The sequence below is a fragment of the Pedobacter sp. 22226 genome, from assembly GCF_052045455.1.
Lineage (GTDB): Bacteria > Bacteroidota > Bacteroidia > Sphingobacteriales > Sphingobacteriaceae > Pedobacter > Pedobacter jeongneungensis.
The window spans coordinates 293,726-319,747 of sequence record NZ_JBQEPB010000009.1 but is presented as its reverse complement, the minus strand read 5'-3'; the positions used below and the strand labels follow the sequence as shown (position 1 = coordinate 319,747).

Below are 26,022 nucleotides of genomic sequence, written 5' to 3'. Positions count from 1 at the left end.
AGGAGAAATGTATGTCGAGAATTATAGGAGAGCGTCATAAAAGATAAGAAAAACTCTTTATTTGGAGTTTTTCTTAAAATAAATTTGCAATTGTGGTAAACCTAGAATACGACTGAAGCGCAGCGGAATACCCGCCTGCATCGGGCAGGGAGAGATCTAAATCAAAAGCACGCTCGAGATAGATTTAGCTCTGCTGAGAACTTACGTGGTTCTCGACTTCGTTTCACTTCGCTCGAAATGACGGCATTGTGAAAGTAATTGTTTCTTAAACTTTTACACTCCTCTTAAACCGTTTTCACCTCATCATCACTATAATCCTTAATATCAGTAATATATCCATTTATCAAAAGGAAATCGAATAATGGTTTTGCCTCTGGTGTAACAGGCATATTAGTAGTAGTAATTACCTGATTGGTTTGTTTATCCAGGAAAGGATACGCAAATAACCGCACATTGGTATTAAACATATCATTCACATAGCTCAATAACTGACCTGAATAGTTTTCGCCGGTAAAGTTTTTAGAATTGAATACGAATTTCAAATTGTTGATGTTGGTGGCCAAACCAACACTTTTCGGCTTGCACCTGGCCAGATATTTCGCCAAACGGTTATGTCTTGTAAAATTAGATACAATTACTATGTTCCCTGTATCGCACATTTCCTGGGCTCTTTTAGCCACCGTTTCTAGATCAATATCATCAGGAGTTTCTTGTCCGTCGGTTAAAACATTGGTTAACAACACCTCAATCATTACCGCCAGGTTTCCGTCTTGTACCTTATTAGTACGTTTAAACTGATCGGTAGCTTTATTGAATAAATTAAAGTTAGGCAAAGATTTCTGACCGTATTTGGTCCTTAAAATCATAATATCTTTCTTGTACAACAGATCTTTAGCCTGACGCGGATGTGCATCTGAATCAAATATTGCCGCTGCAGAAAAATCTTTCATAATCATGTAGAGATTAAGCAAGATATTATCCACTTCAGGGAAGGCTGGTCCTTTAACCGAAATCAAATCGATTTCTACTGATCCGATGGTTAAATTATCAGCTAATGATTCGACCATCAGTTTAGGATCCTGATAATGGTAAAAAGCAGCATAAAGTAGGTTTACACCGATTATGCCCAAAACACGCTGTTGCATGTTTACATCTGTATCCAGCAAACGTACGTGAAAAAATATTTCGTTTGGAGAGCCACCCGGTTCGCTCTGGAAACGAAGTCCAACCCAGCCATGAGGCTCATTAGTGCGTTTATAATTCAGGGTGGTAACGGTATCAGCAAAGGCAAAAAAAGTGCGGCTTTCGTATTTTTCGCCTGATAACCGCTCATTAAGTAAACCAAATTCATGATCGAGCATTTGCAAAAGCCTGTTCTGACTTACATAACGGCCGTTGGTTTCCGCTCCGTAAATGGCATCGCTAAAAGTCATATCGTAAGCCGACATGGTTTTGGCCACTGTTCCGGATGCTGCGCCGGCATTAAAAAAGTTCCGTGAAACTTCCTGACCAGCTCCAATCTCGGCAAAAGTGCCATAAATTCGCGGGTCAAGGTTTATTTTAAGTGCTTTACGCTTTGTATCCAGAATTTCTCGCTCCATGCGGCAAAAGTACAAAAAATGAGATTAAGGTGATTTTAAGAATGTAACTTAAAATCAATCTAAATACTGTCCCCACCCTATCCGTCATATCCACTGAGTCGTCCTCTCGACTAGAGCGCAGCGGAATGCCCGCCTGCTTCGGGTAGGGGGAGATATATGTTTTAATGCTAATCAGCAAATTTGTCCGCTACGATCAAAATGACGGTCCGGAAGTAAAAAAATAAGGTTAATGCCATCCGGCACTAACCTTATAAAACCTAAACTTAAATGATTATGAAACCTGCACCGGCTTTTCAACAACATCTACCTCAACCCGGCCTGATGCAAGCTTCACTATCTAAACCAAACTATTATGAAAAATCCTCTTATGAGAATATCTTTGTTACGATACTATAATCTCTTTGTGTTGCAATTTAGCATCGTCTTTTTTACTGATGTTAATTGATAAAATACCGTCTTTATATTCAGCAGTAATGTTATCACCATCAGCACTATCAGGTAAATTAAATGATCTTGCAAATGAGCTATAATCAAATTCTTTACGCGTAAAATCTTTAGCTACCTGGGTTTCGTCTTTTTTAACTTCTGCCCAAACAGAAAGGGTGTCTTTTTTTAAATTGATCTGAAAATCTTCTTTTTTCAACCCTGGAGCGGCCAGTTCGATTACATAAGCAGTTTCATTTTCAAAAATGTTTACGTTTGGCGATTTATCAACCATTTTGTTTTTAGTTACTGCATCGCTAAACAATGAATCAAAAACATTGTTAAAGTAAGGAGCTGTGTTACGGGTTCTGTTGTTAAAATTTACTAGTGTCATATCGCTTATTCTTTATTTTTTTAATTTTTAAATTGATAATTCATCCTATTCAACTTATATACCAAACCAAATATTTATGATTTTTAAGACATTTTGGCAAAATAAATCAAAATCAAAAGACAAATTGACAGACATTAAGGCTTTCTCAGACAAATTCAACTATAAAACCAATATTCATTTGCGCTTTATTGATTTCGATATGATGGGGCATGTAAATAACTCGATTTACTTTACTTATCTGGAAATTGCCAGAACGAAGTACTGGGAAGAAATTGTAAAATGGGACTGGAAGAAAACAGGAATCGTGATAGCACATGCAGAGTTGGATTATATTTTACCAATTGTAATGAATGATAAAATCGCCATTCACGTAAAAACCTCGAGGATTGGCAATACCAGTTTTGATCTCGACTATCAGATTGTGAAGATAAAGGGTAACGAAGAAGTAATCTGTAGTAAGGGGAAAACAGTTTGTATTGCGGTTGACTATGCCACAGGAAAGCCAACTGCTATCCCGGAAGAAGAGAAGCAAAAAATGCTGGGTTTTGAACAGTTAGAAAAATAGCTAAATTCGTCATGCTGAACTTGTTTCAGCATCTTATATGATAGCTATTATTAAGACCTTGAATCAAGTTCAGGGTGACGAATAAAACTAATCAGGCATAATCTTCCCTGGGTTTAATATCCCATTTGGATCGAAAACGCTTTTAATGCCCCGCATTAAATTAAGGTGAATTTCGGAATATTTAATTGGCATAAATTCCTTTTGTACCAGGCCAATTCCATGTTCGCCGGATAATGTCCCGCCCAGTGCTGTAGTTAATTCGAATATTTCGGCAATACCGAATTTGAGTTTGTCTTTCCAGTCTTCATCACTCATTCCGGCTTTAATAATGTTTACATGCAGGTTTCCGTCGCCGGCATGACCATAACAAACACTTTCGAAACCATATTTCGCGCCAATTTCTTTAATGCCATTAATTAGTTTTGGCAAGGCTGCACGCGGCACAACGGTATCTTCTTCTTTATAAACTGAATTAGATTTTACTGATTCGGCCATGGTTCTGCGCATGCGCCAGAGTTCTTCTTTTTGAGCCGCGGTATCTGCAAATAAAACTTCTGTGCAATTGTGCGCTTCTAAAACGAGGTTAGTTTTCTCGCAGTTTTTAAAAATATCATCCAGATCGTCGCCATCAAACTCAATCATTAATAATGCAGCGACATTATCTTTTAAATCAAATTTAATATCATCGAATTTAATTACCCACTCCACTCCTTTCCGCTCCATAAATTCTAACGCCGACGGTGTAACCCCGGCCCTAAAAATAGCTGAAACGGCTGCGCATGCATCTTCATTGGTACTGAAAGAACCCATCATTAAAACTGATTGGCTTGGCTTGGGCAAAAGTTTGGTCACAATCTTGGTAACAACGCCTAAAGTACCTTCCGAGCCAATCATCAACTGCGTTAAATTATAACCTGAGGCATATTTTAAAGTATTCGCACCTGTCCAGATGATATCACCATTGGGCAATACCACTTCCAGGTTCAGGATATATTCGCGGATGGTTCCGTATTTTACTACTCTTGGTCCGCCAGAGCCATGCGCCACGTTACCTCCAATGAAACAAGAGCCTTTACTGCTCGGATCAACCGGATATAAAAGTCCTTTTTCTTCAACAGCGTTTATAAATTCTTCGGTAATCACACCAGGTTCAACAGTTGCCTGTAAATTTTCGGTATCGATATCGATGATGGATTTAAACTTCTCCATCGATAGGGAAACTCCGCCATAAACGGGTAAAGCAGCACCACTTAAGCCTGTACCTCCACCCCGTGGTGTTACCGGAACATGATTTGCGTTACAGATTTTAAGCAATGCAGAAACTTCCTCAGGAGAAGTTGGTTTCACTACAATTTCGGGCTGGTAACGTAAATCTTCCGTTTCGTCGTGACTATACTGATCTAAACTTTCAGCATCAGTAAAAACTTTATCAGCGCCGATTGCTGCTTTAATTTCTGCTAAAATTTCAGGGTTTATTTTGGTAAAATTCATTTTATTTGGCTGATGTGTAAGATAGTTTAACAAAGGAGTGTCCGATTTGGCCAGGCATAGGTGGATTTAATTTTTTTATGCTCACGTTTATCGTATCAACAAAAGGATATAACTCAATCACTTTCGAAATAATATTTTTCAAAACGGTTTCTAAAAGCTTTTGGGTATGCTTCATTTCCAGGAGAATGATGTTATTCAGATCCTCATAATTAACAGTTTGAGCCAGTTCATCATCAAAGCCCTGTGGCGTAAATTCTGTTTCCAGATCTACAACAAAATGATTTCCAATAAGTTGCTCTTCCGGATAATAACCATGCAGGGCAAAGCATTTTACATCCTTTAAGGCTACGGTTTGTTTGAAATGGCTCATGTATGTTCTGTAAGCTGCAAAATTAAATTTTTATTCACGAATATAATGCCCCTTGCCGTAAATTGTTACCTTTGAAATGAACGCGATTTCTTGACCAGATAATACGAAATTACATGAGCAAATCAGCAAAAAAAGACCTGTATGAGGCACCAGACTATTATTTATTAGACGAACTGTTAACCGATGAGCATAAATTAATCCGCGCAACGGCCAGAGATTGGGTAAAAAAAGAAGTGAGCCCCATAATTGAAGATTATGCTCAAAAAGCAGAATTTCCAAAACATTTAATAAAGGGCCTTGCTGATATCGGTGCTTTCGGACCAACTATTCCGGTTGAGTATGGAGGTGCAGGTTTAGATTATACGGCTTATGGAATTTTAATGCAGGAAATTGAACGCGGTGATTCTGGCATCCGTTCTACAGCTTCTGTGCAAGGCTCACTGGTCATGTATCCTATTTATGCTTATGGCACAGAAGAGCAGCGCAAAAAGTACCTTCCTAAGCTCGCCAGTGGTGAAATCATGGGCTGCTTTGGTTTAACAGAGCCTGATCACGGTTCTAATCCGGGCGGAATGGTCACTAATATTAAAGACGCAGGTAGTTATTATATATTAAATGGTGCCAAAATGTGGATCAGCAACGCTCCTTTTGCAGATATTGCCGTGGTTTGGGCGAAAGATGAATCGGGCAAAATTAGGGGGATGGTGGTAGAACGTGGCATGGAAGGATTTTCGACGCCAGAAACACATAATAAATGGAGTTTACGTGCTTCGGCAACAGGCGAACTGGTTTTCGACAATGTTAAAGTGCCAAAAGAAAATATTTTCCCTGAAATAAGCGGATTAAAAGGCCCGTTAGGTTGTTTAAACCAGGCGCGTTATGGCATTGCCTGGGGCGCTTTGGGGGCAGCCATGGATTGTTATGATACTGCTTTACGCTATTCTAAAGAACGTGTACAATTTGGAAAACCCATTGGCGGATTCCAGTTACAGCAAAAAAAACTTGCAGAAATGGTGACCGAAATTACCAAAGGTCAGCTTTTGGTTTGGCGTTTGGGTGTACTGAAAAGTGAAAACAGGGCTTCGGCCGAGCAGATCTCGATGGCCAAAAGAAACAGTGTAGAAATTGCACTGGATATTGCCCGAAATGCCCGCCAGATGCTTGGTGGAATGGGAATTACCGGCGAATATTCGATTATGCGTCACATGATGAACTTAGAATCGGTAGTAACTTACGAAGGTACGCACGACATACATTTACTGATTACAGGAATGGATGTAACAGGATTAAACGCTTTTAAATAGATATGATCAAAAAAATTACGCTCTCAGTTTGTTTTATTTTAGCAATGGTCAGTCTGGCTATTGCACAAAAAGGAAAGGTTGCCATTAACCCGCAACTGCCCGGCTGGTTACAAAAAGTAAACGTGGTAAACAGCAAACCAGCCTACAAAAATATTCAAGATGGGTATTATCTTTTTCTTTTTGAGAAACAGAATAATATTGAAACCAAAGAACAGTATTCGCATATCATCAGAGAAATCAGTAATGGTACCGGTGTTCAAAATGGTTCTGAAATATCTGTTTCTTATGATCCAAGTTACGAAAAATTAGTATTTCATAAATTGACGATCTGGCGCGATAACAAGCCAATGAATAAACTCAGTTTGCAGAATTTCAAAATTCTGCAAAACGAGAAAGAATTATCACGTTTTATCTATAGCGGCTTATATACGGCTTACCTAATATTGGATGACATTAGAAAGGGCGACCGGATTGAATATGCCTACACAATCAAGGGAAGTAATCCTGTGTTTCCAAAGTACTCGAACACCATTTATTTCGAGGGCAATAGCCAGATTGTTAATGTTTACAACAACCTCATTTTTAAACCTGGCAGAAACATCCAGACAAAGAATTTCAATGATGTGCCTGCCTTAAAAAAATCTGTTGTAAATGGTTTAAATGTTTTTGAGTGGCAAAATTCGATGACAAAAACCTATCCTGCCAATGATTTTGAGCCTTCTGATTATGATCCGTTTGCCAGGGTTCAGGTATCAGAATATAATAACTGGCAGGAAATTGTAGATTGGGGATTAAGTTTACAAAAGTATAACTCAAAAAATTCGGCCATTATAAATGAAAAAGTAGCAGAACTAAAACTAAAAGCCAAGGGAAATAAGGAAAAATACCTCGAATTGGCAACCAGATTTGTTCAGGATGAAATAAGGTATATGGGCATTGAGATTGGTGAGTATTCACACCGTCCAAACAGTCCTGAAAAGATATTAAAGCAACGTTATGGAGATTGCAAAGACAAATCTACCCTATTATGCAATTTATTAAACGCCAATGGCATCAATGCTTATTCGGTATTTCTTAGCACTTACCTTAAAAAAGAAACCGCTTCATTATTGCCAAGTCCGAGTATCTTCAATCATGAAACGGTGGTTGTAGAATTTGATGATCGAAAAATTTACATCGATCCAACGGTTGCCAATCAGCGAGGCTCGGTTTTTAACAACTATTTTCCGTACACGGCAAAAGTTTTGGTGATAAAAAATGGAAATAAAGAATTAACGGAAACTACCCAGCAAAACCTTGGTAAATTAAAATCTTTAGTGGTTTTTAATGTGGGGGATACTGTTAATACAAGCAAATCAACACTTCGCATAACCAGTTATTATTCAAACAATTATGCCGACAATTTCAGAGAGAATTTAAATACCGACGGAGCTGACAATATCGAAAAATCTTATGTAAAGTATTATTCAAATCTTTATCCTGGTTTAACCATAAAAGAACCGATCGAGATTCAGGATAATGAAACTGAAAATATAATTACCGTTACGGAGCATTATGAAATAGACAGTTTGTGGACACGCAGTGAAACTGATCAATCAAAACGTTTGGCTTATTTTTATGGGGATTTAATTAACGATCAGATCATATCGATCAAGAAATTCAGGAATGCCCCGCTCTCCTTAAAATTCCCTTGTACTATTGAGCAGGAAGTAAGGATTATTTTGCCAGAGGTTTGGGATTTCAAGAATGAAAATATAAATATTGACAATGATAATTACCGGTTTTTGTATAGTGCAAAGGCAAAATCCAATACATTAACGCTAACTTATTATTATCAAAATTTCACTTCTGTTTTACAGCCAAACAACATAAATGATTATATAAAAGACAGTAAAGAAATACTTAATACGTTATCTTATGGCATTTATTGGAATGGAACGGGACCTGTTGAAAATGACGGGTTAAATCTTAAATTGCTTAGCATTGCATTTCTGGTGTTTTTACTCTCTGTATTTATTGCTTTTTACCTTTACACCAGAAAAACTGCTTTTAATCTCGAAGCTGTTAAAAATGCATGGAGATTAGGGGGCTGGCTGGCCCTACCAGGCATCGGGATAACATTAAACCCAGTTATTATTTTGGTTAATGCATTAAAGCAGGGCATATATACCGATAAGGTATGGCAAGGTATCCAGTTAAATACACACTCACTTTTACTTAACCTCAGTGTAATATTTACCGTTGTATTTAATGTAATCTTATTTGTTTTTAGCATTTTTATATTAATATCTTTTTACAAGAGAAGAGATCTTTTTCCGAAATATTACATTGGTTTCCTTATTTTTTCATTTTTGGTTACTTTATTAGATACCGTAGCCAGTATCTATATCAATAAGTTGGTAAATAACGAAGTTTTGGGCGCTTCAGAATTTTATTCTGTATTAAGAATTGGTATTTTTGCGGCCATCTGGATCACCTATCTCTTGAAATCGGAGCGTGTTAAGCAAACCTTTGTGTTTTCTTATCCAGATTCTGAATGGAGAAAAGCCGTGGTTCAAGATTTAAATGAAAACTTCAGGATTAATAATCTCGAACAAAAAGAAAATATTATTAAAGAGCAAGAAACAATAGATACAGAAGAAAATGAAAGACTTTAAAAAATATACCTACATACCTGCCCCTCCTGAAGAAGTTTATTTAGCACTGACCAAAGATATCAGCATAAAACTGTGGACAGGTGCCGAAGTGGAATTTGAAGAAGTGCCGGGAACCGAGTTTTCTTTCTGGGATGGCGATATTACGGGTAAAAACATCGAATTTACTTACGGTAAACAGATTGTACAACAATGGTATTTTGGCGAAGAAAATGAAGCTTCTATCGTAACCATCAAATTGCACGAAGATAAAAAAGGAACATCGCTGGAATTCAGACAAACGAATATCCCTGACGAAGATTATGAAGATTTTACCGAGGGTATCCAGGAATATTTCCTGGGTGGACTGGTTGATTTTTTTGACGAATAAACATAAACCAAAAAAATGAAAACTAAAATTATCGCTCTTTCTTCTTTACTTTTCCTTGCCACATTTACTTCCTGCACATCTTTACTTACCCCGGCTATACTGGGTAACAACATGGGCTATATACCAAAAGCGATGGGTGCAGATACCATTAAAACATTAACAACTGTAATGGCCAGTTATGCCGGATCCATTTCACCTAATGCCGGCACCAGCTTTTCATTCGGAATGGCAAACGTAAGCCAATCGCACACTTTCGAAAAAGCAAATATTTCCTATGGAATTTTCGGCTATGCAGGAAAAGCATCGGGTGGAGATAATGATAACAATGCAGAAGATTTAAAAAATTACCTCCCGTCATTTCAAAAATCCATCAGTGGAATTGGTTTACGGTTATCTGCAGGATTTCACAATACCTCGGCTAACGGCAACACAGATTTCAGGTACATTAATTTTGAAAATGCACTTAGTTTTGAAGGTGGAGCTTATACCAAATTCAGACAGGAGGTTTATAGCAATCCTGTTCCCGATTACGTTGCAGTAACAAACAGAAAGGTACTTTGGACAACAGGATTATCTACTGAAGTGATCTGGAGAGCCAGAAATGACCACGATATAAGGCACGCATTCAGATTTTTTCTTGGAGGTACGCCTAACTTTGCAAACAGTTTCAGATCGGGGGTGAAAGCTTACGACGAAATTAACGGGAAAAATTCATTTGGCTGGGTATTTAACTATTTCTTATACATCAGGCGATTTTCTCTTTCTTATGAACTGGCAGACAACGTTAATTATGCGCAAAAAATAAGTTTCGGCTATTCATTTCGCTAAAACATAATGGATTGGATGCTGTTCTGATATAAATAAAATATCATGAACAGAACTGTGGGAATTATATTAATTGTTGTGGGTATCGCTATGCTCATCTGGACCGGCTTTACTTACACCAGAAAAGAAAAGATTGTTGATGCAGGTCCTATTCAAATATCTGCCGACAGGGAAAAATCTGTAAACTGGCCACCATATGCTGGTGGCATCATTTTAGTTGCCGGAGTAATTGTATTTGTGGCAACTAGAAACAAGAAGTAATTAATCTTATTACTAACAAAAAAGACTCGTCATTTCGAGCGGATTGTAGCGAAGTCGAGAACCACGTAAGTGCTCAGCAGAGCTAAATCTGCTTCGAGATAGATCTCTCTCTGCCCGATGCAGGCGGGTATTCCACTGCATTCCAGTCGAGATGACGGGATCGTGAGTGTTTTTTCACCTCCCACTCCTTTTATTGCAGGTATTTCTATGTATTTCCTGAAATACAACGACGCCCCACAAATAATCAAAATACTGATAATCAATATTTTATTTTCCATTTAAATATTTTACGCAACTATGTTGCAAAAATATTCTTCTTTATTTTGCAACATAGTTGCAATTAACTAACTTAGTACTGTTGCAACCGGGGATAAGCCGAAACCCCGTAACCACCAGTAGGCATCAACATTAATCAATTATTTTATGAAAAATCAATCAGAAAAAATCACGTTAAGTTTAGAAGACCTTCAATTGGAGAGTTTTGTAACCAGTATTGATAGCGAAGTGGCTATGCGTTTATCTGGCGGTTTGGGTAATGTATCGGAGCCTACCCACACCGAGCAAACAGATGACCATCACACGCCACCTGTTAAATGTACCACCGTTATTTGTTAGTTAGTAACAGGTGTTTTCATCTCAAGGCGTCTTTATGGCGCCTTGTTTGCTTAAGTGCCCGGCGTAATGCGGTTGGCGATTGGCGCTAAGCGATTTGAATTAGATTAACCTGTTAACCCCCTGAGTGTAGTCGAAGGGTAAACAGTTAACCAATCAACTAATGACTAATGACCACTGAACTAATGACCAATAAACTAATGACTAATGACCAACTAAACCAACTATCTCCACAAACCCTGCCTTAATTAATAACCGTATCTGCTGAACCACTTTATCCTCTAACTCAGGCAAAGGTTTTTCAGCTGAATTCTCTCCAAACAGAATAGATTGAAGCGATTTTATCAACTCCACTCCTTTCATTTTCTCTTTCTCTATTGCATTTAAAATTATTGCCGCAAATACACCAGCCTGTAATTCTTTTATTCCATTACCTTCACTAATCAATAGTTTTATAGTTTCATTGCGTTTATAAAGTTCAACGTGTCCGCTTAACGCAAAAAAATTTTCCATTAAAGCCAGATCAGTTATTAAGAGGCTTTCGCTGATCATTTTATACAAATACTTCTGCTTCTGTTCAAAGCAAAAATAACCTTTATGCTGTTTCCATAAATCAACCAATTTGCTTTCTAAATCGAATATGTTTTGAGTTTCTGCATCATAGGTTTTTAATACCTCCTGTTGGAACCTTATCCTAAAATCATTAATGTCTGCAGCGTCGAAAAATGTAAAATCAACAACATTGATTTTTTCCAATGTGCTGGTGTAATATTTAGAAAAAATGGCCTTTTTAACTTTATTTTTATTGTATTTATCTTTAAAGCTATGCTTTTCATTATTTTTTGGTAATTCCGGCGCTAATATGTTATCTGTATTTTCATTATCTAAAATGCTCAGAATAATATAGCCAACACCTGATTTTCCTGAGAGTAATCCATAATCATCACACCCGCACGAAACATAGGTATTATAACTTTTCGTTTTCTGATGAAGCGCTTTGGCCCGATTTAATATGAAAAGAATCTGAGGTTCCATATGATGCTTTAATAAGACCAGAATCATGCCGCAACAACCACTCACAAGGGTAAAATCGGTCCGATTTAACTTTTGCAAATCATCCAGACAACGCTCCAGAATATTTCCGCAATCCTGCTTATAATTTTCTTTTTTCGTGAGGTGAAAAGCCATTTCCCTAACTAATCCTATTCCTGCAGCGCCATGTGCCCAGGCATTTACATCGGTCATTTCGGGTAAAAAAGTTTCCAGCTTCCATTCATTCACGTTGGGTTTATTTAACCGGTGCGGACCAAGACGCAAATCGAGCCAGTTTTTAGCGGGTGCATGGTAATACTGCATTTCATACTTTAAAGCCTCTTCTGCAAGATAAATCAAGCCCGCAGCATTAAAATATTGACCAACCTGCATCAATACCCAGGCAATACCAGATGCACCATGAGAAAACCCTGTCATGCTATCATAAGCCTTTTTAGAGCTGGAATAATCCCATTTTAAGCCCTTAGCTGAAATCCGTGCTTCACTAATCAGCCTTTCAATCAGAAAATTGATTCTATTTAATACATTATCATCATGCGTATGATGATAAAGCAAGGTTAACATCAATAAATTCCCGCTGTAACCGCTTAAAAGATCAGCTTTCAATAAACCTGCTGTTAATTCTTCTTGATTAGCCAGAGTAAGTTCCAGGGCTTTTTCTTTGTAAAAAACATCACCTGTAGCTTCGAAAACTTTTAAACAGGTATAAATTACACCTCCCAATCCGGTATAAAGCGCAAAGAATTTTGGGTTAAGCACTTCATTGGTATTTAAGATCCGGTGAATTCCCTTATTCACTATTCTTAAATGATCAATATTTCCATCAAATTGATACAATTTTAAAAAAAACAGGATAATCCCACAGTTACCGTTAAAAAGATCATAACTTTCCCTGAATTCATATTCATCAGCGTTGATGTAAAACGGAGTTAGCCACCAGATTTCATGATCATTTTCTTTGAGGCTGGAAATTAATTCTCCATGGATTTCATAAAGCTGATCTTTAAGTTTCACCGTATCTTCTTTGCTAAACATACTCAAAATTGCCGGATAGAATTTTCTTGTATAAATTGCAGACATTCTATAATGCTGTACATGAGGTAGGCTTCCTCATAATTTGAAATACCCAAACGGTTATTGTTCATATGCATAAAGCTGGAGATTATCTGAAACAGCCTATCTTTATCAAAATGAGCATTTTGATAAAGGAAAATAACCTCAGCTGTTTTTGATAAATACTCCGTTAAATTATCATCCGCAATACCTGCGTTAAGCTCTTGCCAAAACTGATTTACCGCTTGAGCAGTCTGATTTTTCTTAGCAGCAAAAACCTTTTCAAACTGGTTTAGCCAAAAAATGCGCTGTTCTATTTTGGGGTCGGTTGGATTGTACAACTTTGGCAGCCAGCCTTCTAAAAAGAAGTTGCATAATGCTATCAGTACTTTTTTTTTCCATTTTAACGCATGCAATAATGCCAGGTGCAATTTTATGGCCTGGATAGCGGCAGATTGATTTTCGTCCCTTTTTACAATCCAGTTTAATACGTAGTTAGAAGAACATTCAAAATAACGTTCTGCCCAGGCCATGCTTTGAATATTTCCATAGCGGTCTATTTCTGGCTCATATTCGGCAATCTGAACCGATTTGATCATTTCGTTTTTTAAACTAAGCGATTTTACGATTAAACCATGTTGGCTTAGCGCAGCCTTTAACCTCAAACGGATATGATCTCCACCTTCCCAATACCTGATAAAAAACCATGGCGCTGTCCATTGCCGGATAAAGGGATGGATTGCCTGTTTTAACAGTTGATCTGCCTCTCCATTACAGAAAATATATACTGACAGCCATTTTTTTTCCGGATTTTCCATAACCGCTAATTATTGTACCATTGTATTAAATATTCGCGTACAGAATACTGATCCGGCTTAGGAAATACTTCTTCTAATGTGATGTAATGACCCGCTCTAAATAACAATTTCTTAAACAGGGCAATCAACAAAGGATTATCGAAAGAAAGGTATTGTGGTTTATAATCATCATGTAAGCCTTCCCTTTTTTCGTCAGATTTAACCTGATAGGCCCGTTTTCGAAGGAAAAGAAATACCTGGCCTGGTATTTTATTATCAATGAGCCAGTTGTTCAATCTGATCAGATATTCAAAATCTGTCTCCAATTGTTCCTGATGCGGAACAGTGGCCGTTTTTATGCGCCATGTTTTACGCCTTACCACTACATTATCTGCATAAACTATCCTGGGCAGCACAAATAAATCTGGCGCAGGTTCAGGTTGTTTATCGAGGTAAAACTGATCAACTAATTGAATAAAAGGCTGTAAGGATACACGGGCATCAGGATTGAAATGTGCGAGCAATTGATAAAGGTTAGACCGGTTGTAAAAAGATTCTAAACTTAAATCGTAGCTGTATAATTCTAAATGCTCTTTACGAAGCGTTAAGACATCTTTTTCACTATCATATCGAACCGTTAAGTCCCGTATATTAAATTGTTTAGCCGGTGGATAGATGTTATTTCCCCCGGGAAGTTCGAGTTCGTTGGTTAATAATGGTGGGTGGATATTCGCATTGAATGTTGAAGCGTCATTCAATTCAACCTTAATTTTACCAGGATATAGTTTTTCGTTATGTTGAACAAGACCTTCGGTAACTTTTTGATCAAAAAGCGATAAAAAACGGCCACTTACTTTACCCATTCCGGGCAATAAAGCATTTATAACACCAGAAAAACCATTTTCATCGTCGGCAAACTGCACAAACATCCCTGCTGTAGAATTTTTATACAAATCTTGATCATTTGGCAGATCTGAAAAAAAATGGTTATCGAATCTAATAAAGTTTTTATCAGCATGATTAATTTGCTTTAATTTCACCAAAACAGCCTCTTTCCAATGTTTTAATGTTGAAAAATCAGGTTCCTGAGATAATTCATTCTCTTTTTCAGGCTTTTTAACATAAAAATAGTAGTCTTTATAAAAAGCAGTTAAAGCAACCGATTCATTATTTTGATAATGTTTCAAAAAGAAATCACGCATTTTATTCCTTTCTTTACGCATTACATCAAGCGGAAGCAAGTGATTGATGAGTTGATCTGTTTTAGTGACGAAATCCTTAATCTTTGACTCCGGAAGCATTAAGTTTTCAGTGGTAAAGCAATCCTCATAAAAAATATTCCTGGCCGGAAAATAGTATGGAACAAATTTACCGACTGAAAATGTTGCTGTCTCCTGGCTTTCCTGATCCCCTTTCCTGTCAGAAACATTGGTGTAAAAAGGAAGTCCGGCTTCCTGTTGTAATGTAGCAAAAGTATTGTTCAGTTCTTGCTCTGCCTCCTGCAGAATCCGGTAACGGGCAGCAGAATTTGCTAATTGATAGTCAAGCCGATGCTTCTGTAGGTTTTCAAAAAGTGCAACAAGTGGTATTACCGTTGGCACCACTCCTCTTAAAGATTTAAGAAAAAGCAATAGTTTATGGTCCCATCCCTGATCCACGCCCGAAAATCCCAGATCCATTGCCAGCATTCCTGCTTCAACCAGCTTTAAAAGATATATTTTGATGCTTTCGTGATCTGGATTTTCAAAATGGTGAATAAGGTCTGAGATCAGTTTTTTAAGTGAAACGGGATGCTGATTTTCATTCAGGTATTGATAAACCATCAGTTGTAAGCCATTCGCGTTGATTTGCTGAAATGATTCTACATTATTGAAATTGCTTAAAAAGCAGATTTTATCTTCCTTAATATCTGCGGTTATGTTTAGTTTAAGCAATAAGTGCTCATTTAGCAAAGGATGTTTTTTCAGTATAGCTTTAAGGTACTCGAATATGGCATTGTTTAACTTTAACCGACTACTAACCTGATGCGTGGCCTGCAACTCTTGTAATGAACATGCTGTATCTAATTTCATTAAACCCGTATAAGTAAAACTGCTAAATGGTGATGTTTTAAAAGCCATCCTGCTGAGGTACCTTGCCAGGCTAAACGCAGCCCGATGTTCTTTTTTTTTAAAGCTGCTGCTATCTTTTTTAATAAAACTGCTTAATTGTTCGTAAAGCAACGGGCTGGACAATAAAAGGCCATTTTGAAGTGCAGGCAGTTGTGATATTTCTTGCAGCCATTTCCGCTGAAGAATTTGTTCCTGATCAAATTTTAAAGCATGATTATTTAAGAGATCAGTGAGTTCTGATAACTTTTTTAAATAAATACTAAGATCCTTCTGCAGTTCTTGCGGCAATAAATAAACGTGATCGAAATTTACTCTTTTATTATTGAATATATGACGTTTAATATTAATTATCTGCTGTCTTACTTTATCATTTTCTTGTAGCTTTATTACCGGATACAATGCCTCGCAAAGGCTGTTTTTCAGCTGCTCTTTTTCACTGGTGATTTTATTATAAGTTATGAGCAGGCTGGCTAAGTCTTTAAGTTTAAGCTGATCGAAAAGTTGATGATGCAATCCGGCATATCGCACCAAAGAATAAGGGAAAATTTGTAAGCTCATATTAATAGGTATTTATTTACCAAGTTCGAGTTGATTTTTGATCAGGTTATAATAGCTTCCTTTATTTAATAAAAGCGTTTCATGCGTACCACATTCCTTAATTTTCCCCTGATGTAATACTATAATCTGATCGGCATGTTTAACAGTACTCAGTCTGTGCGCCACTATCAGTACCGTTTTGCCTTTAAAAAAGGTATTCAGGTTATTTACAATTGAGCGTTCGTTCTGCGCATCGAGTGCATTGGTGGCTTCATCCAAAAACACATAGTTGGGATTGCGGTAAATCATCCGGGCGATTAAAAGACGCTGTTTTTGTCCTTCACTGAGGCCGTAACCATCTCTCCCTACCACGGTATCGTAACCAAAAGGCATTGACGAGAAAAAATCGTGCATGTTCGCCATTTTTGACGCTTCATAAAGTCGATTGAGATCTTTTACTGTGGCTCCCGCAAAAATATTATTGGCAATAGAGTCCATAAAAACATAACCATCCTGCATTACTACACCACAATGTTTCCTCCACGATTTGGCATTCACCTCATTGATGTTTTGCTCGCCAAGAATAATTTCGCCCTCAGTGAGGGCGTAAAATTTCAGCAACAGCTTAATCAGGGTTGTTTTACCACTACCACTCATGCCTACAATTGCGGTAACTTTTCCTGCCGGAATTAGCAGATTAATATCTTTTAAAACATAGGGCGAATGCATGTTTCCATATTTAAAGGAAACTTTATTTAGCATGATATCAACAGGTCCCGTATTTTTCACTTCCTCCTTCACTTCCAGGTCTTCCTCTTCTTCCTGCTGAACCTCATCCATCCGCATTAAACTGAATCTGGTATTTTGCGATACCCTGGAAAATTCGACCAGCTGATTAACGGGCGCATTTAGCTGACCACAAACGTAAGTAACCGCCAGCATGCCACCCAGTGTAATCTGATCGTTAATAACCAGCATGGCCGCAGCATAGGTAATTAATACATTTTTAACCTCATTAATAAAAGAACCGACCCCTTGCATGCGCTGATCAAGCTGAAGTGCTTCCAGTTTAAGCTCGAATGACTGATCCTGCAGGCTTTCCCACAGTTCTTTTTTAGCCTCTTCGCTACCCGTGAGTTTGATTTCCTGCATGGCATAAAAAATTTCCAGAAGCAATTGCTGATTTGCGGAAAGGACTTTAAACTTCTTCTGATCGATAATTTTCCGTTTCTGCTGAAAAGAATGAGACCAAAGGATGCTGATTGCCGCACCAATAATAAAAAGAACAAATATTTGCCAGTTGTAATAGCATAATACGCCGCCAAGTACCACTAAAGTAATGGCCGATAGGATAAAATTGATCAGAAAATTTGTTAAAAATTCTTCAATACGCTGGTTGTCGTTTACCCTTTGCATATTGTCGCCTGCCTGCCGGTTATCGAAAAATGAAAAAGGCAGTTTCATCAATTTTGCAAGAAAGTCTTTTAACATGATGATGCTGGTTTTAGCACCAATCCTGAAGAGAATCCTTGCCCGCATAAAATCCATCAGCATCTTTCCCGAAAAAAGCATTAACTGGCCAAGACAAATTAGCAGTAGCAGATTGGTGTTTTTTGCATTAATACCTTTATCAACCACCATTTGGGTAAGTAACGGGATAATAAGTGAAAAACCACTGGCTAAAAGTAAACTGACCAATATGGGCAACCAGCCCTTGCGGTGCATTTTAAGGTAAGGTAATAAAGACCACAGTGAGGTTTTATGCCCGGGAATTTCTTTTAAATCAGCAAAAGCCTGATCTGGTTGAAGCAACAAAACCCTGCCCGTTTCCTTTTCTGTATTTATTGCCCAACCGGCTAAAAAATCATTTTTACTGATTTTAATTTTACCATTTAAAGCCGGGTCGGCAAGGTAAACATATTGATCATTAACTTCATAAAGCACGACATAATGTTCTTTCTGCCAATGTAATATGCAAGGCAACGGAACGTTTTGCAGTTTGATTAAAGGCAACTCTGCGGCGAGTGTTTTAAAGCCAATCTGATTGGCAGCATCAATTAAATCGAGCATGGTTGTTCCCTGCTTTCCAATCCCACACAATTTTCTTAAATGCTGCATGGAAAGATTTTTACCATGATATGCTGCAACCATTTTTAAACAAACAGGGCCGCAATCCATGGCATCGGGCTGCTTGTAAAACGGATACTTATTTCTACGGATAAAATCTTTAAACATGAAGAAAAGAAAATTAGTAAATGCAATATAGTTGCAAATATGTAAAATATAATGCAACTTTGATGCATTAAATAAAACAAAATTTCAGATGAGAACGGAAGGTTTTGCCACCTGGCAGATGCTGATCAAAAAAGAATTATTACTATGCTACCGGAACAAAACTGTCCTGATTTCAGCAGTCATGATCTGGTTATTGTTTATTGCCGCTACAGTTTGTACGTTCTTAAATTACAATACAAGCCATAAACAACGATTAGTAGCTAACACTTTATTCAGGCAGCAGTGGGAACATCAACAACGCAATCCGCATGATGCAGCCCATTTTGGAACCTACCTCTTTAAGCCTGTTAATATTCTGAATGTATTTGATACGGGAATTAACGACTACACGGGAAATACTTACCGGATAGAAGCCCACATTCAGCACGAAATCAGCAATAGCGAAGCGGAAAACAACGACACGGCTATGCGTTTTGGCAACCTTACTTTCGCACTTATTTTACAGTTGCTAATTCCGTTATTTCTTTTGTTTAACACTTCCACCAGCATTACCAGTGAGAAAGAAAGCGGCACACTTAAAATGCTTTTGGCACAGGGCTTAAGCAGCCGTAAAATTATCTGGGCAAAGGTTTGGGCCAATTACCTGATAATTGTGATGATTATATTTCCCCTTTTTTTATTAATGACCATAGCTGTTTTATGCTCGGGAGATTCGGCTTTGCTTTTAACCCGGTTGCTATGGATACTCATTACTTTCTTATTGTACTATTTGCTTATTGCCCTGGCAGGTACTATCATTTCGGCCATAAGCAATCATTCAGGGAAAGCATTGCTGGGTGCCTTGTGTTTCTGGATCTTCATGAGCATTATATTTCCGAAAGTAATTACTGGTATGGCCGATCGCAGTTATCCATTAATGTCGCGGGCTGCATTTAGTGATTTAGTTGAGCGAGGTTATAGAAAAGGATTAAATGGAAAAGATCCTTATAATGTTCGTGGCGAGCGCTACATTAACGCTTTGTTAAAGAAATATCAGGTGGATAGTGTTTCTGCGCTGCCGTTTAATATTGAAGGCTTAACGCTTCAGTTTCATGAAGATTATCGCACCATGGCTTTTAATCATTATTTCAGGGAAGTTGAACATACTTTTAATCAGCAGCAACGTGTTTTAAATCTGTGGGGCATTTTTGATCCCTTTCTATCTACAAAACGCCTTTCGATGGCTTTGGCCGGCTCAGACTACCATCACCATGAAAGCTTTTTTAAACAAGCGCAGGTTTACCGCAATAACCTCATCAGGCAGTTGAACATGCAACTGGCCATGCATGGTAAAAATGTTAAAGGTGAATATACGGTTGGACCTAAATATTTCAGTCAGCTTAAAGATTTCAAATATCGTGTACTACCGCTTAATCAGGTATTACAGCTCAGAAAAATAGCCTTACTTTCTTTAACCGGGTGGATTTTAATGCTTGTTCTTTTACTTCAGTTTATTGCTTCACGCGCTATAGCCTTTAATTATGCATCTGTTTAAAACTATATTCCTATTTGAACTGCGACTGCTCGCCAGGCAAAAATTCATACTTTTTTTAATCGGTTTTTTCTTTGCCGCCGGCATTTACAGCATCTACTGTGGTTATCGTTTTAGCCAAAAACAATTAGCAACCATTGACAGCCTTCAGCGCGGATATCAAAAAAAATATGATGAGGTGGTGGCCGGTTTTTCTGCTGATACCACTACCGAAGAAGGTAAAACCTTGTTTAATCAGGCTGGTATTCCGGCTGTAATAGAATATAAAAACCCTTTATATGCCATCCATAAGCCTCATGCAATAAGTATGTTATCTATCGGACAACGTGATTTAGCACCCTATTATGATATAATTACACGCAAGCGCAATTTTATGCAGGGTGCAAATGCCGAAATTTCAAATCCCGAGGTGCTTGCGTCCGGTAATTTCGATCTTGCTTATGTAATCATCTACCTACTCCCCTTGCTTGCCATCGCGTTAACCTATAATACCTTGTCGAAAGAAAAAGAACAGCAAACAGATAAACTGCTTTCTTTACAAGGAGTATATTTTGGCAAAATTATAACTTATAAACTGGCTTTCAGGTTTATGCTGACAGGTATAATGGCCTGGTTGCTCAGTATAATTGGCTTTGCAGTTGCTGCCTTACTGATTTCTTTTGATTCATCAGCCGCAATATTATGGATGCTGGGCATCAGTGCTTATCTTTTCTTTTGGTTTGCCCTTATTTTTTTCATTATCAGACTGAACCAGAGCTCCGTACATAATGCGCTTTATCTGTTTGGTTTATGGAGTTTTTTCTTGCTGCTGTTGCCTGCATTGTGCAATGCCATTGTCAGGTTGTACCATCCAATTCCATTAAAAACCGATGCAGCCCTCGCATTGAGAGAAAATAGCGAGGCCGTTTGGGCATTGCCCCGCAAACTTCTTATCGATACTTTTTACTTAAATAACCCCAAATATCGCCACTTAAGATTACCAACGGATACAAGTGAAAACAGCAACAAACGCTTTGCGGCTTATTATGACCTTTTAGGGCGAAGGATGACACGTAGTATCGAAAACTATAACCAGTATCCGGAAAAACAAAACACCGCATCTATAAGCCTGAGCTGGCTCAACCCAGCGAGCAAAATGCAATATATGCTAAACGGAATTGCAGAAACCGGACTAAAAGATTATCTCTCTTATCAGGATCAGGTAAATGCTTTTCAGAAAAGATGGGTAGATTTTATGAGTGATTATATTATTTCAGATAAAAGACTAAGCTTAAATGGTTTAAAAACCTTACCTCAATTTAAACTTAAACCATTAAAAAACAAAAATGAGGACATTTTAGCGGGTATTACATACCTCTTCAGCGTTAGTTTTTGCATCATTTTCCTTTCCGCAAAGTTTCGCATCAAGAATTAACTCCAAACCATAATACACAAGATCAATTACACAAAAATGAAGAAAACACTTTACCTCAACTTAATTTTAATCATTTTCTTACAACAGGCTTTTGCCCAGCATGATAAACGAAACAAATCTATCCAAGATTCAACGGCGAAAGTGCGCCAGCTCAACGAAGTTAGGATTAATGGTCAAAAAGCAGTAAAACTAAAAAACGATACCTTATCGAATACCTTAAGAATGCAGGTTCCGTTGTTGCAGATGCCGCAGAACATCATCAGCATTTCTTCTGCCCTGATACAACAACAAGGCGGATTACAATTAAAAGATATGGCCAGAAATGCCAGTGGTGTATATTTTGGTTACAACAGTTCGCCATTCGATAATTCAGCATCGATAAAAGTGAGGGGATTTAATGCCGCCACTACCATAAACGGGATGCCTAACCGCCTGGTTTTGGGCGCAACCCTTGATGATGAATCCATTATAGAAAACCTTGAATTTATTAAAGGTCCGGCAGGGTTTATCAGTGCTTTGGGCGAACCAGGCGGAACTTTAAATATTGTAACGAAGTCGCCAAAAGAGAAACTATTAAATGTACAGGTTACCGGTGGCAATTATAATCTTTTCCGTGCCACTGCAGATATCGGGAGCACTTTAAAAAGCAAGGGCTTTTCTTACCGTTTCAATACCGCTTTTCAGCATCAGGACTCATACCTCAACTACATGAAAACCACCAAATATGTGATTGCACCGGTGCTGCAATACAATTTCAGTCCACGCACTTACTTGATTGCGGAATACAATTACATCCGAGGAGAGGTTAAAAATGGTTCCTCTATCAATAAATTACGCCAGGATAAAGATGTATTGCAGGATCCGGTCAGTTTAAATTTTAGTGCGGGGATTGGATTACCTTTAAGTGTTTCGCAAACCCATACGTTCAGGTTCAGTGCTGTTCATAAGTTTAACGAAAACTGGCAGCTTACATCACAATCAAACTTTGTGAAGGCACCGGCCAATCAATGGTACATGGTATCGGCCAATAACCGGACTTCAATCAGTTTTAACGATCAGGGCAAAACCAACCGCATTGCCAGCAACTCGAACCTGTTTGGCGAAACCTACAACACCAATCTGTTTTTATCTGGAAAATTTAAAACAGGCGCATTTAAGCACACTTTATTGGTCGGAAGCGATTATACCACTGGTAAAGACTCACTTTCTACCTATTACGGGAGCAATACTACCCCATTTGACAGGAGTAAACCTGATTTTTACGTAGACCCGAATACGGTAAGCATTACAAAAAGATCAATCAGACAGGAAAATCACATCCACTACTCTGCAGCTTATGTTTATGATAACGTAACACTTGATAAATTTTTGCTGACCATTGGTGCGCGTTACACAGATTACCGTAACCGCAATATTTTAACCACCACAAAGGGGCCACGTACGCCTGATTATTACAAGCAGCATGCTTTTTCGCCGCGCGCAGCCCTAAGTTTTATGCCCGACTCTACATCTTCCATTTACTTTCTGTTCGATCAGTCATTTGTGCCTAAAACCGGTCAGGTGGTTAGCGAAACCATTGATGGCCCGCAAGCCGGACAAAAAACCGTTACGGCATCAAAGCCTGTTGAGCCTGAACTTGGCAATAATTTAGAAATTGGGATTAAAAAGAACTGGTTTAACGGCCGTTTATTAACTACCGTAAATGGATTCCACACGGTAAAAAGAAATGTTGCGGCAAGAGATTTCAGAAACTACACAGCTTCTGCAGGCGCAATTGCCTATTATCTTCAGCTGGGACAAGTGGTAAGCAATGGATTTGAAGTAGATGTGATTGGTAACATTACCGATCGCCTGTCGCTGATTACAAATTATACATACGTAGATGCTAAAATAACCAAAGATAATAACCTCAATCCAACAGCTGATGATCCATCTATTATTGGCCAAAAGATGCCTGATGTGCCTCAGCAGGTGTTTAATATCTGGCTGCAATACAGCATTCCGTTAAAAGGTTATAATAAAATTTCAATCAGTGCAGGTCAGACAACCATTACCAAACTTTCTGCTATTAGCCAACGCGATACCTACCTGCCTAATTACACCAAATTTGATGCAGGACTAAGTTTCAGCAATCCTAGATACATGGTGAGACTGATTGCAGATAATTTAACCAACAAGCGTTATATGGCTTCAGGAGATATTACCACTGATTTTCCATATGCAGGCAATAATTATTTCTTTATTGAGGGTGAGCCATTTACCATCAGACTTTCTTTAGGCGTGAAATTTTAATCTTTTCTTTAATATGTTAGAAGCCATCGGATTAACTAAAAAATATCAGGAGTATGTTGCCCTGAATAACCTGAATTTAAAAGTAGAAGCCGGAGAAGTATTTTGTTTACTAGGGCAAAATGGTGCAGGCAAAACCACAACCATCAATCTTTTTTTGGGTTTTATAGCAGCCAGTAGCGGCGAAGCGAAGGTAAATGGCCTGGTAGTTAGCCCCAGCAACGAACAAACGAAACAGTTTTTAGCCTACATCCCCGAAGTGGTGATGCTGTATGGTCACCTTAGCAGTATAGAAAACCTCGATTTTTTTAGCCGTATCGCAGGGTACACTTATAAAAAGGATCAACTTGAAGGATTTTTATTACAAGCTGGTTTGCAGCCTGAAGCTTTCCATAAAAGAGTGAGCAGTTACAGTAAAGGCATGAGACAAAAAGTGGGGATTGCCATTGCAGTGGCCAAAAACGCCAAAGCCATTTTAATGGATGAGCCCACAAGCGGCCTCGATCCTAAAGCTACTGATGAGTTTAGCGAAATTGTAAAACAGCTTTCGCAGGATGGTCGAAGTATTTTTATGGCCACACATGATATTTTTAACGCGGTAAATGTGGGTACCCGGATTGGAATTATGCGACAGGGATCGCTAATACATACGCTGGATGCAAAGGATATTTCGGCAGTTGATTTACAGAAATTGTATTTGGAGACGATTTAAACAAAAAAAGTCATTGCGATAAACTTACAATAAAAACGTCATCTCGACTGAAACGTCCCGAATATTCGGGAGAGAGATCTGCTTTGATAGATCTCTCGACTACGTTGCACTTCGCTCGAGATGACGGTCTCTGTCACTAAAGGATCAATTATATCTCGTAACTATAAACCGATTTTATTGCATCTCTTAAGTTGTATTTCGAAGCCATTACTTCTCCATAAGCTCCGGCACTGCGGATAGCAAAAATATCGCCCCTGAAAGATTCAGGTTGTTCTACTTCTTTTCCAAAGCAATCGGTGCTTTCGCAGATTGGCCCTACAATATCATATTTTACGGCTGTTGACTCCGGACTTCCGACTCCGGACTGACTAAGATTCTCGATCTTGTGGTAAGCCTGATATAGTGCAGGACGCATCAATTCGGTCATACCGGCATCTAAAACCACAAAATTTTTCTTTTTACCGTTTTTAATGTAGAGTACACGGGTAATCAATGAGGCTGACTGACCAACCAATGCCCTACCCAATTCAAAATGCACTTCCTGACCAGGTTTAACGGTTAAAAACTCGTTAAAAATCTTGAAGTATGATTCGAAATCAGGAATCTGGTGATCAGGGTTGTAATAATCGATGCCTAAACCGCCACCAACGTTTAATACCTGTAGATTAAAACCTTTATCTTCAAACCAGGCTGCAAATTCGTTAACACGTACGCAAAGGTTTTTATATACATCCAGATTGGTAATCTGCGAACCGATATGGAAGTGGATACCGATAAATTTTAGGTTAGGCGAAGCTTTTAAGGTTTCAGCACACTCTGGCAGGTCCCATGAGTTGATTCCGAATTTATTTTCATCCAAACCTGTAGTAATGTTGTGGTGGGTGTGTGCATCAACATTTGGATTAATGCGGATAGCCACCTGTGCCGTTTTGCCTTTTTTGCCGGCAAGTTCGTTAAGCACTTCCAGTTCCTGGATAGATTCTACGTTAAAGCAGAAAATATCAAGATCAAGGGCATCATTTATTTCTTTATCAGATTTGCCTACTCCCGCAAAAACGATTTTTTTGTTATCGAAACCCACCTCTACAGCTCTTCTTACCTCTCCTGCGCTCACGCAATCAGCACCAAAACCGATCTCTTTGATCTGGTTTAACAGCACCGGATTGAAATTTGCCTTTAATGCATAGTGGATATGAAATTGATACAGAGCCGCTGCATCTGCACAGGTGCGCAAGGTTTTTTGCAACAAATCGGTATCATAGTAGTAAAAAGGCGTTTCTATATTGTTAAACTTTGATATATCTTTATCGGCGAACATGTTCAGATTCCTTATTATAATTTTAATTTTATTCTTTGGGCTAATTTATTTGGGTAACTACTTGGATTTAAAGCATGGAAGAATTACCCGGAAACAATACAA

General features: G+C 38.2%; 20 protein-coding genes. 11 read left to right on the top strand and 9 right to left on the bottom strand.

The window, feature by feature from the left end:
- Nucleotides 1–284: 284 nt before the first annotated feature.
- Both ACTJKC_RS20950 and ACTJKC_RS20945 read right to left on the bottom strand, forming a co-directional pair.
- The gene (locus ACTJKC_RS20950; protein WP_440794997.1) at nt 285–1,601 is read right to left on the bottom strand and encodes a nicotinamide mononucleotide adenylyltransferase; all 1,317 of its coding nucleotides are present in this window, start codon (nt 1,599–1,601) and stop codon (nt 285–287) included.
- A 382-nt stretch (nt 1,602–1,983) separates the two neighbouring features.
- A complete protein-coding gene (locus ACTJKC_RS20945; RefSeq protein WP_440794995.1) occupies nt 1,984–2,418 on the bottom strand; it encodes an Hsp20/alpha crystallin family protein in 435 nt (144 codons plus the stop codon).
- 76 nt (nt 2,419–2,494) lie between these two features.
- Here ACTJKC_RS20945 and ACTJKC_RS20940 point away from each other — a divergent pair, with 76 nt between their 5' ends.
- Nucleotides 2,495–2,983: an acyl-CoA thioesterase gene (locus ACTJKC_RS20940; RefSeq protein WP_440794993.1), complete on the top strand. Its 489-nt coding sequence runs from the start codon at nt 2,495–2,497 to the stop codon at nt 2,981–2,983.
- 87 nt (nt 2,984–3,070) lie between these two features.
- Here the strand turns inward: ACTJKC_RS20940 and ACTJKC_RS20935 are convergent, their stop codons facing one another.
- Both ACTJKC_RS20935 and ACTJKC_RS20930 read right to left on the bottom strand, forming a co-directional pair.
- Nucleotides 3,071–4,474, bottom strand: a complete 1,404-nt coding sequence (locus ACTJKC_RS20935; protein ID WP_440794991.1) for an FAD-binding oxidoreductase — start codon at nt 4,472–4,474, stop codon at nt 3,071–3,073.
- 1 nt (nt 4,475) lies between these two features.
- Complete coding sequence (locus tag ACTJKC_RS20930; protein WP_440794989.1) at nt 4,476–4,844, bottom strand: dihydroneopterin aldolase; 369 nt, start codon at nt 4,842–4,844, stop codon at nt 4,476–4,478.
- A 113-nt stretch (nt 4,845–4,957) separates the two neighbouring features.
- Here ACTJKC_RS20930 and ACTJKC_RS20925 point away from each other — a divergent pair, with 113 nt between their 5' ends.
- The 6 genes from ACTJKC_RS20925 to ACTJKC_RS20900 all read left to right on the top strand — a co-directional run bounded on the left by ACTJKC_RS20925 (nt 4,958) and on the right by ACTJKC_RS20900 (nt 10,873).
- Nucleotides 4,958–6,148: an acyl-CoA dehydrogenase family protein gene (locus tag ACTJKC_RS20925; protein WP_440794987.1), complete on the top strand. Its 1,191-nt coding sequence runs from the start codon at nt 4,958–4,960 to the stop codon at nt 6,146–6,148.
- Nucleotides 6,149–6,150: 2 nt separating this feature from the next.
- Complete coding sequence (locus ACTJKC_RS20920) at nt 6,151–8,805, top strand: DUF3857 domain-containing protein (protein ID WP_440794985.1); 2,655 nt, start codon at nt 6,151–6,153, stop codon at nt 8,803–8,805.
- Complete coding sequence (locus ACTJKC_RS20915; RefSeq protein WP_113948875.1) at nt 8,792–9,172, top strand: SRPBCC domain-containing protein; 381 nt, start codon at nt 8,792–8,794, stop codon at nt 9,170–9,172. The genes ACTJKC_RS20920 and ACTJKC_RS20915 overlap by 14 nt, the downstream gene beginning before the upstream one ends.
- Before the next feature lie 15 nt (nt 9,173–9,187).
- Nucleotides 9,188–10,000 carry a hypothetical protein gene (locus ACTJKC_RS20910; RefSeq protein ID WP_440794983.1) on the top strand — a complete coding sequence of 271 codons (813 nt, stop codon included), beginning with the start codon at nt 9,188–9,190 and terminating at the stop codon, nt 9,998–10,000.
- A gap of 42 nt (nt 10,001–10,042) precedes the next feature.
- On the top strand, nt 10,043–10,258 hold the full coding sequence (locus ACTJKC_RS20905) for a hypothetical protein (protein WP_344851884.1): 216 nt from the start codon (nt 10,043–10,045) through the stop codon (nt 10,256–10,258).
- A 423-nt stretch (nt 10,259–10,681) separates the two neighbouring features.
- Nucleotides 10,682–10,873 carry a pinensin family lanthipeptide gene (locus tag ACTJKC_RS20900; RefSeq protein WP_113948872.1) on the top strand — a complete coding sequence of 64 codons (192 nt, stop codon included), beginning with the start codon at nt 10,682–10,684 and terminating at the stop codon, nt 10,871–10,873.
- Between the two features lie 201 nt (nt 10,874–11,074).
- Here ACTJKC_RS20900 and ACTJKC_RS20895 read toward each other — a convergent pair whose 3' ends face one another.
- The 4 genes from ACTJKC_RS20895 to ACTJKC_RS20880 are packed head-to-tail and all read right to left on the bottom strand — an operon-like array spanning nt 11,075 to nt 18,656.
- Nucleotides 11,075–13,003, bottom strand: a complete 1,929-nt coding sequence (locus tag ACTJKC_RS20895; RefSeq protein ID WP_440794981.1) for a lanthionine synthetase LanC family protein — start codon at nt 13,001–13,003, stop codon at nt 11,075–11,077.
- On the bottom strand, nt 12,961–13,794 hold the full coding sequence (locus ACTJKC_RS20890) for a thiopeptide-type bacteriocin biosynthesis protein (protein ID WP_440794979.1): 834 nt from the start codon (nt 13,792–13,794) through the stop codon (nt 12,961–12,963). Before ACTJKC_RS20890 ends, ACTJKC_RS20895 begins: the two co-directional genes overlap by 43 nt.
- Nucleotides 13,795–13,799: 5 nt before the next feature.
- Nucleotides 13,800–16,442 carry a lantibiotic dehydratase gene (locus tag ACTJKC_RS20885; protein WP_440794977.1) on the bottom strand — a complete coding sequence of 881 codons (2,643 nt, stop codon included), beginning with the start codon at nt 16,440–16,442 and terminating at the stop codon, nt 13,800–13,802.
- Between the two features lie 12 nt (nt 16,443–16,454).
- On the bottom strand, nt 16,455–18,656 hold the full coding sequence (locus ACTJKC_RS20880; protein WP_440794975.1) for a peptidase domain-containing ABC transporter: 2,202 nt from the start codon (nt 18,654–18,656) through the stop codon (nt 16,455–16,457).
- A gap of 88 nt (nt 18,657–18,744) precedes the next feature.
- On the opposite strand from ACTJKC_RS20880, the gene ACTJKC_RS20875 reads away from it, so the two are divergent.
- From ACTJKC_RS20875 to ACTJKC_RS20860, 4 genes are read left to right on the top strand one after another with little or no spacing between them, the layout of a single operon-like run.
- Entirely contained in the window at nt 18,745–20,190 is a 1,446-nt protein-coding gene (locus ACTJKC_RS20875; protein WP_440794973.1) for a DUF3526 domain-containing protein, read from the top strand.
- Nucleotides 20,177–21,601, top strand: coding sequence for a DUF3526 domain-containing protein (locus ACTJKC_RS20870; RefSeq protein ID WP_440794971.1), 1,425 nt, complete (start codon nt 20,177–20,179; stop codon nt 21,599–21,601). The genes ACTJKC_RS20875 and ACTJKC_RS20870 overlap by 14 nt, the downstream gene beginning before the upstream one ends.
- 36 nt (nt 21,602–21,637) lie before the next feature.
- The gene (locus tag ACTJKC_RS20865; protein WP_440794969.1) at nt 21,638–23,893 is read left to right on the top strand and encodes a TonB-dependent siderophore receptor; all 2,256 of its coding nucleotides are present in this window, start codon (nt 21,638–21,640) and stop codon (nt 23,891–23,893) included.
- Nucleotides 23,894–23,906: 13 nt separating this feature from the next.
- Nucleotides 23,907–24,602 (top strand): ABC transporter ATP-binding protein, encoded by a 696-nt coding sequence (locus ACTJKC_RS20860; protein WP_440794967.1) that lies wholly within the window; start codon nt 23,907–23,909, stop codon nt 24,600–24,602.
- Between the two features lie 148 nt (nt 24,603–24,750).
- Here ACTJKC_RS20860 and lysA read toward each other — a convergent pair whose 3' ends face one another.
- A complete protein-coding gene (lysA, locus tag ACTJKC_RS20855) occupies nt 24,751–25,920 on the bottom strand; it encodes a diaminopimelate decarboxylase (protein ID WP_440794965.1) in 1,170 nt (389 codons plus the stop codon).
- Nucleotides 25,921–26,022: the final 102 nt, after the last annotated feature.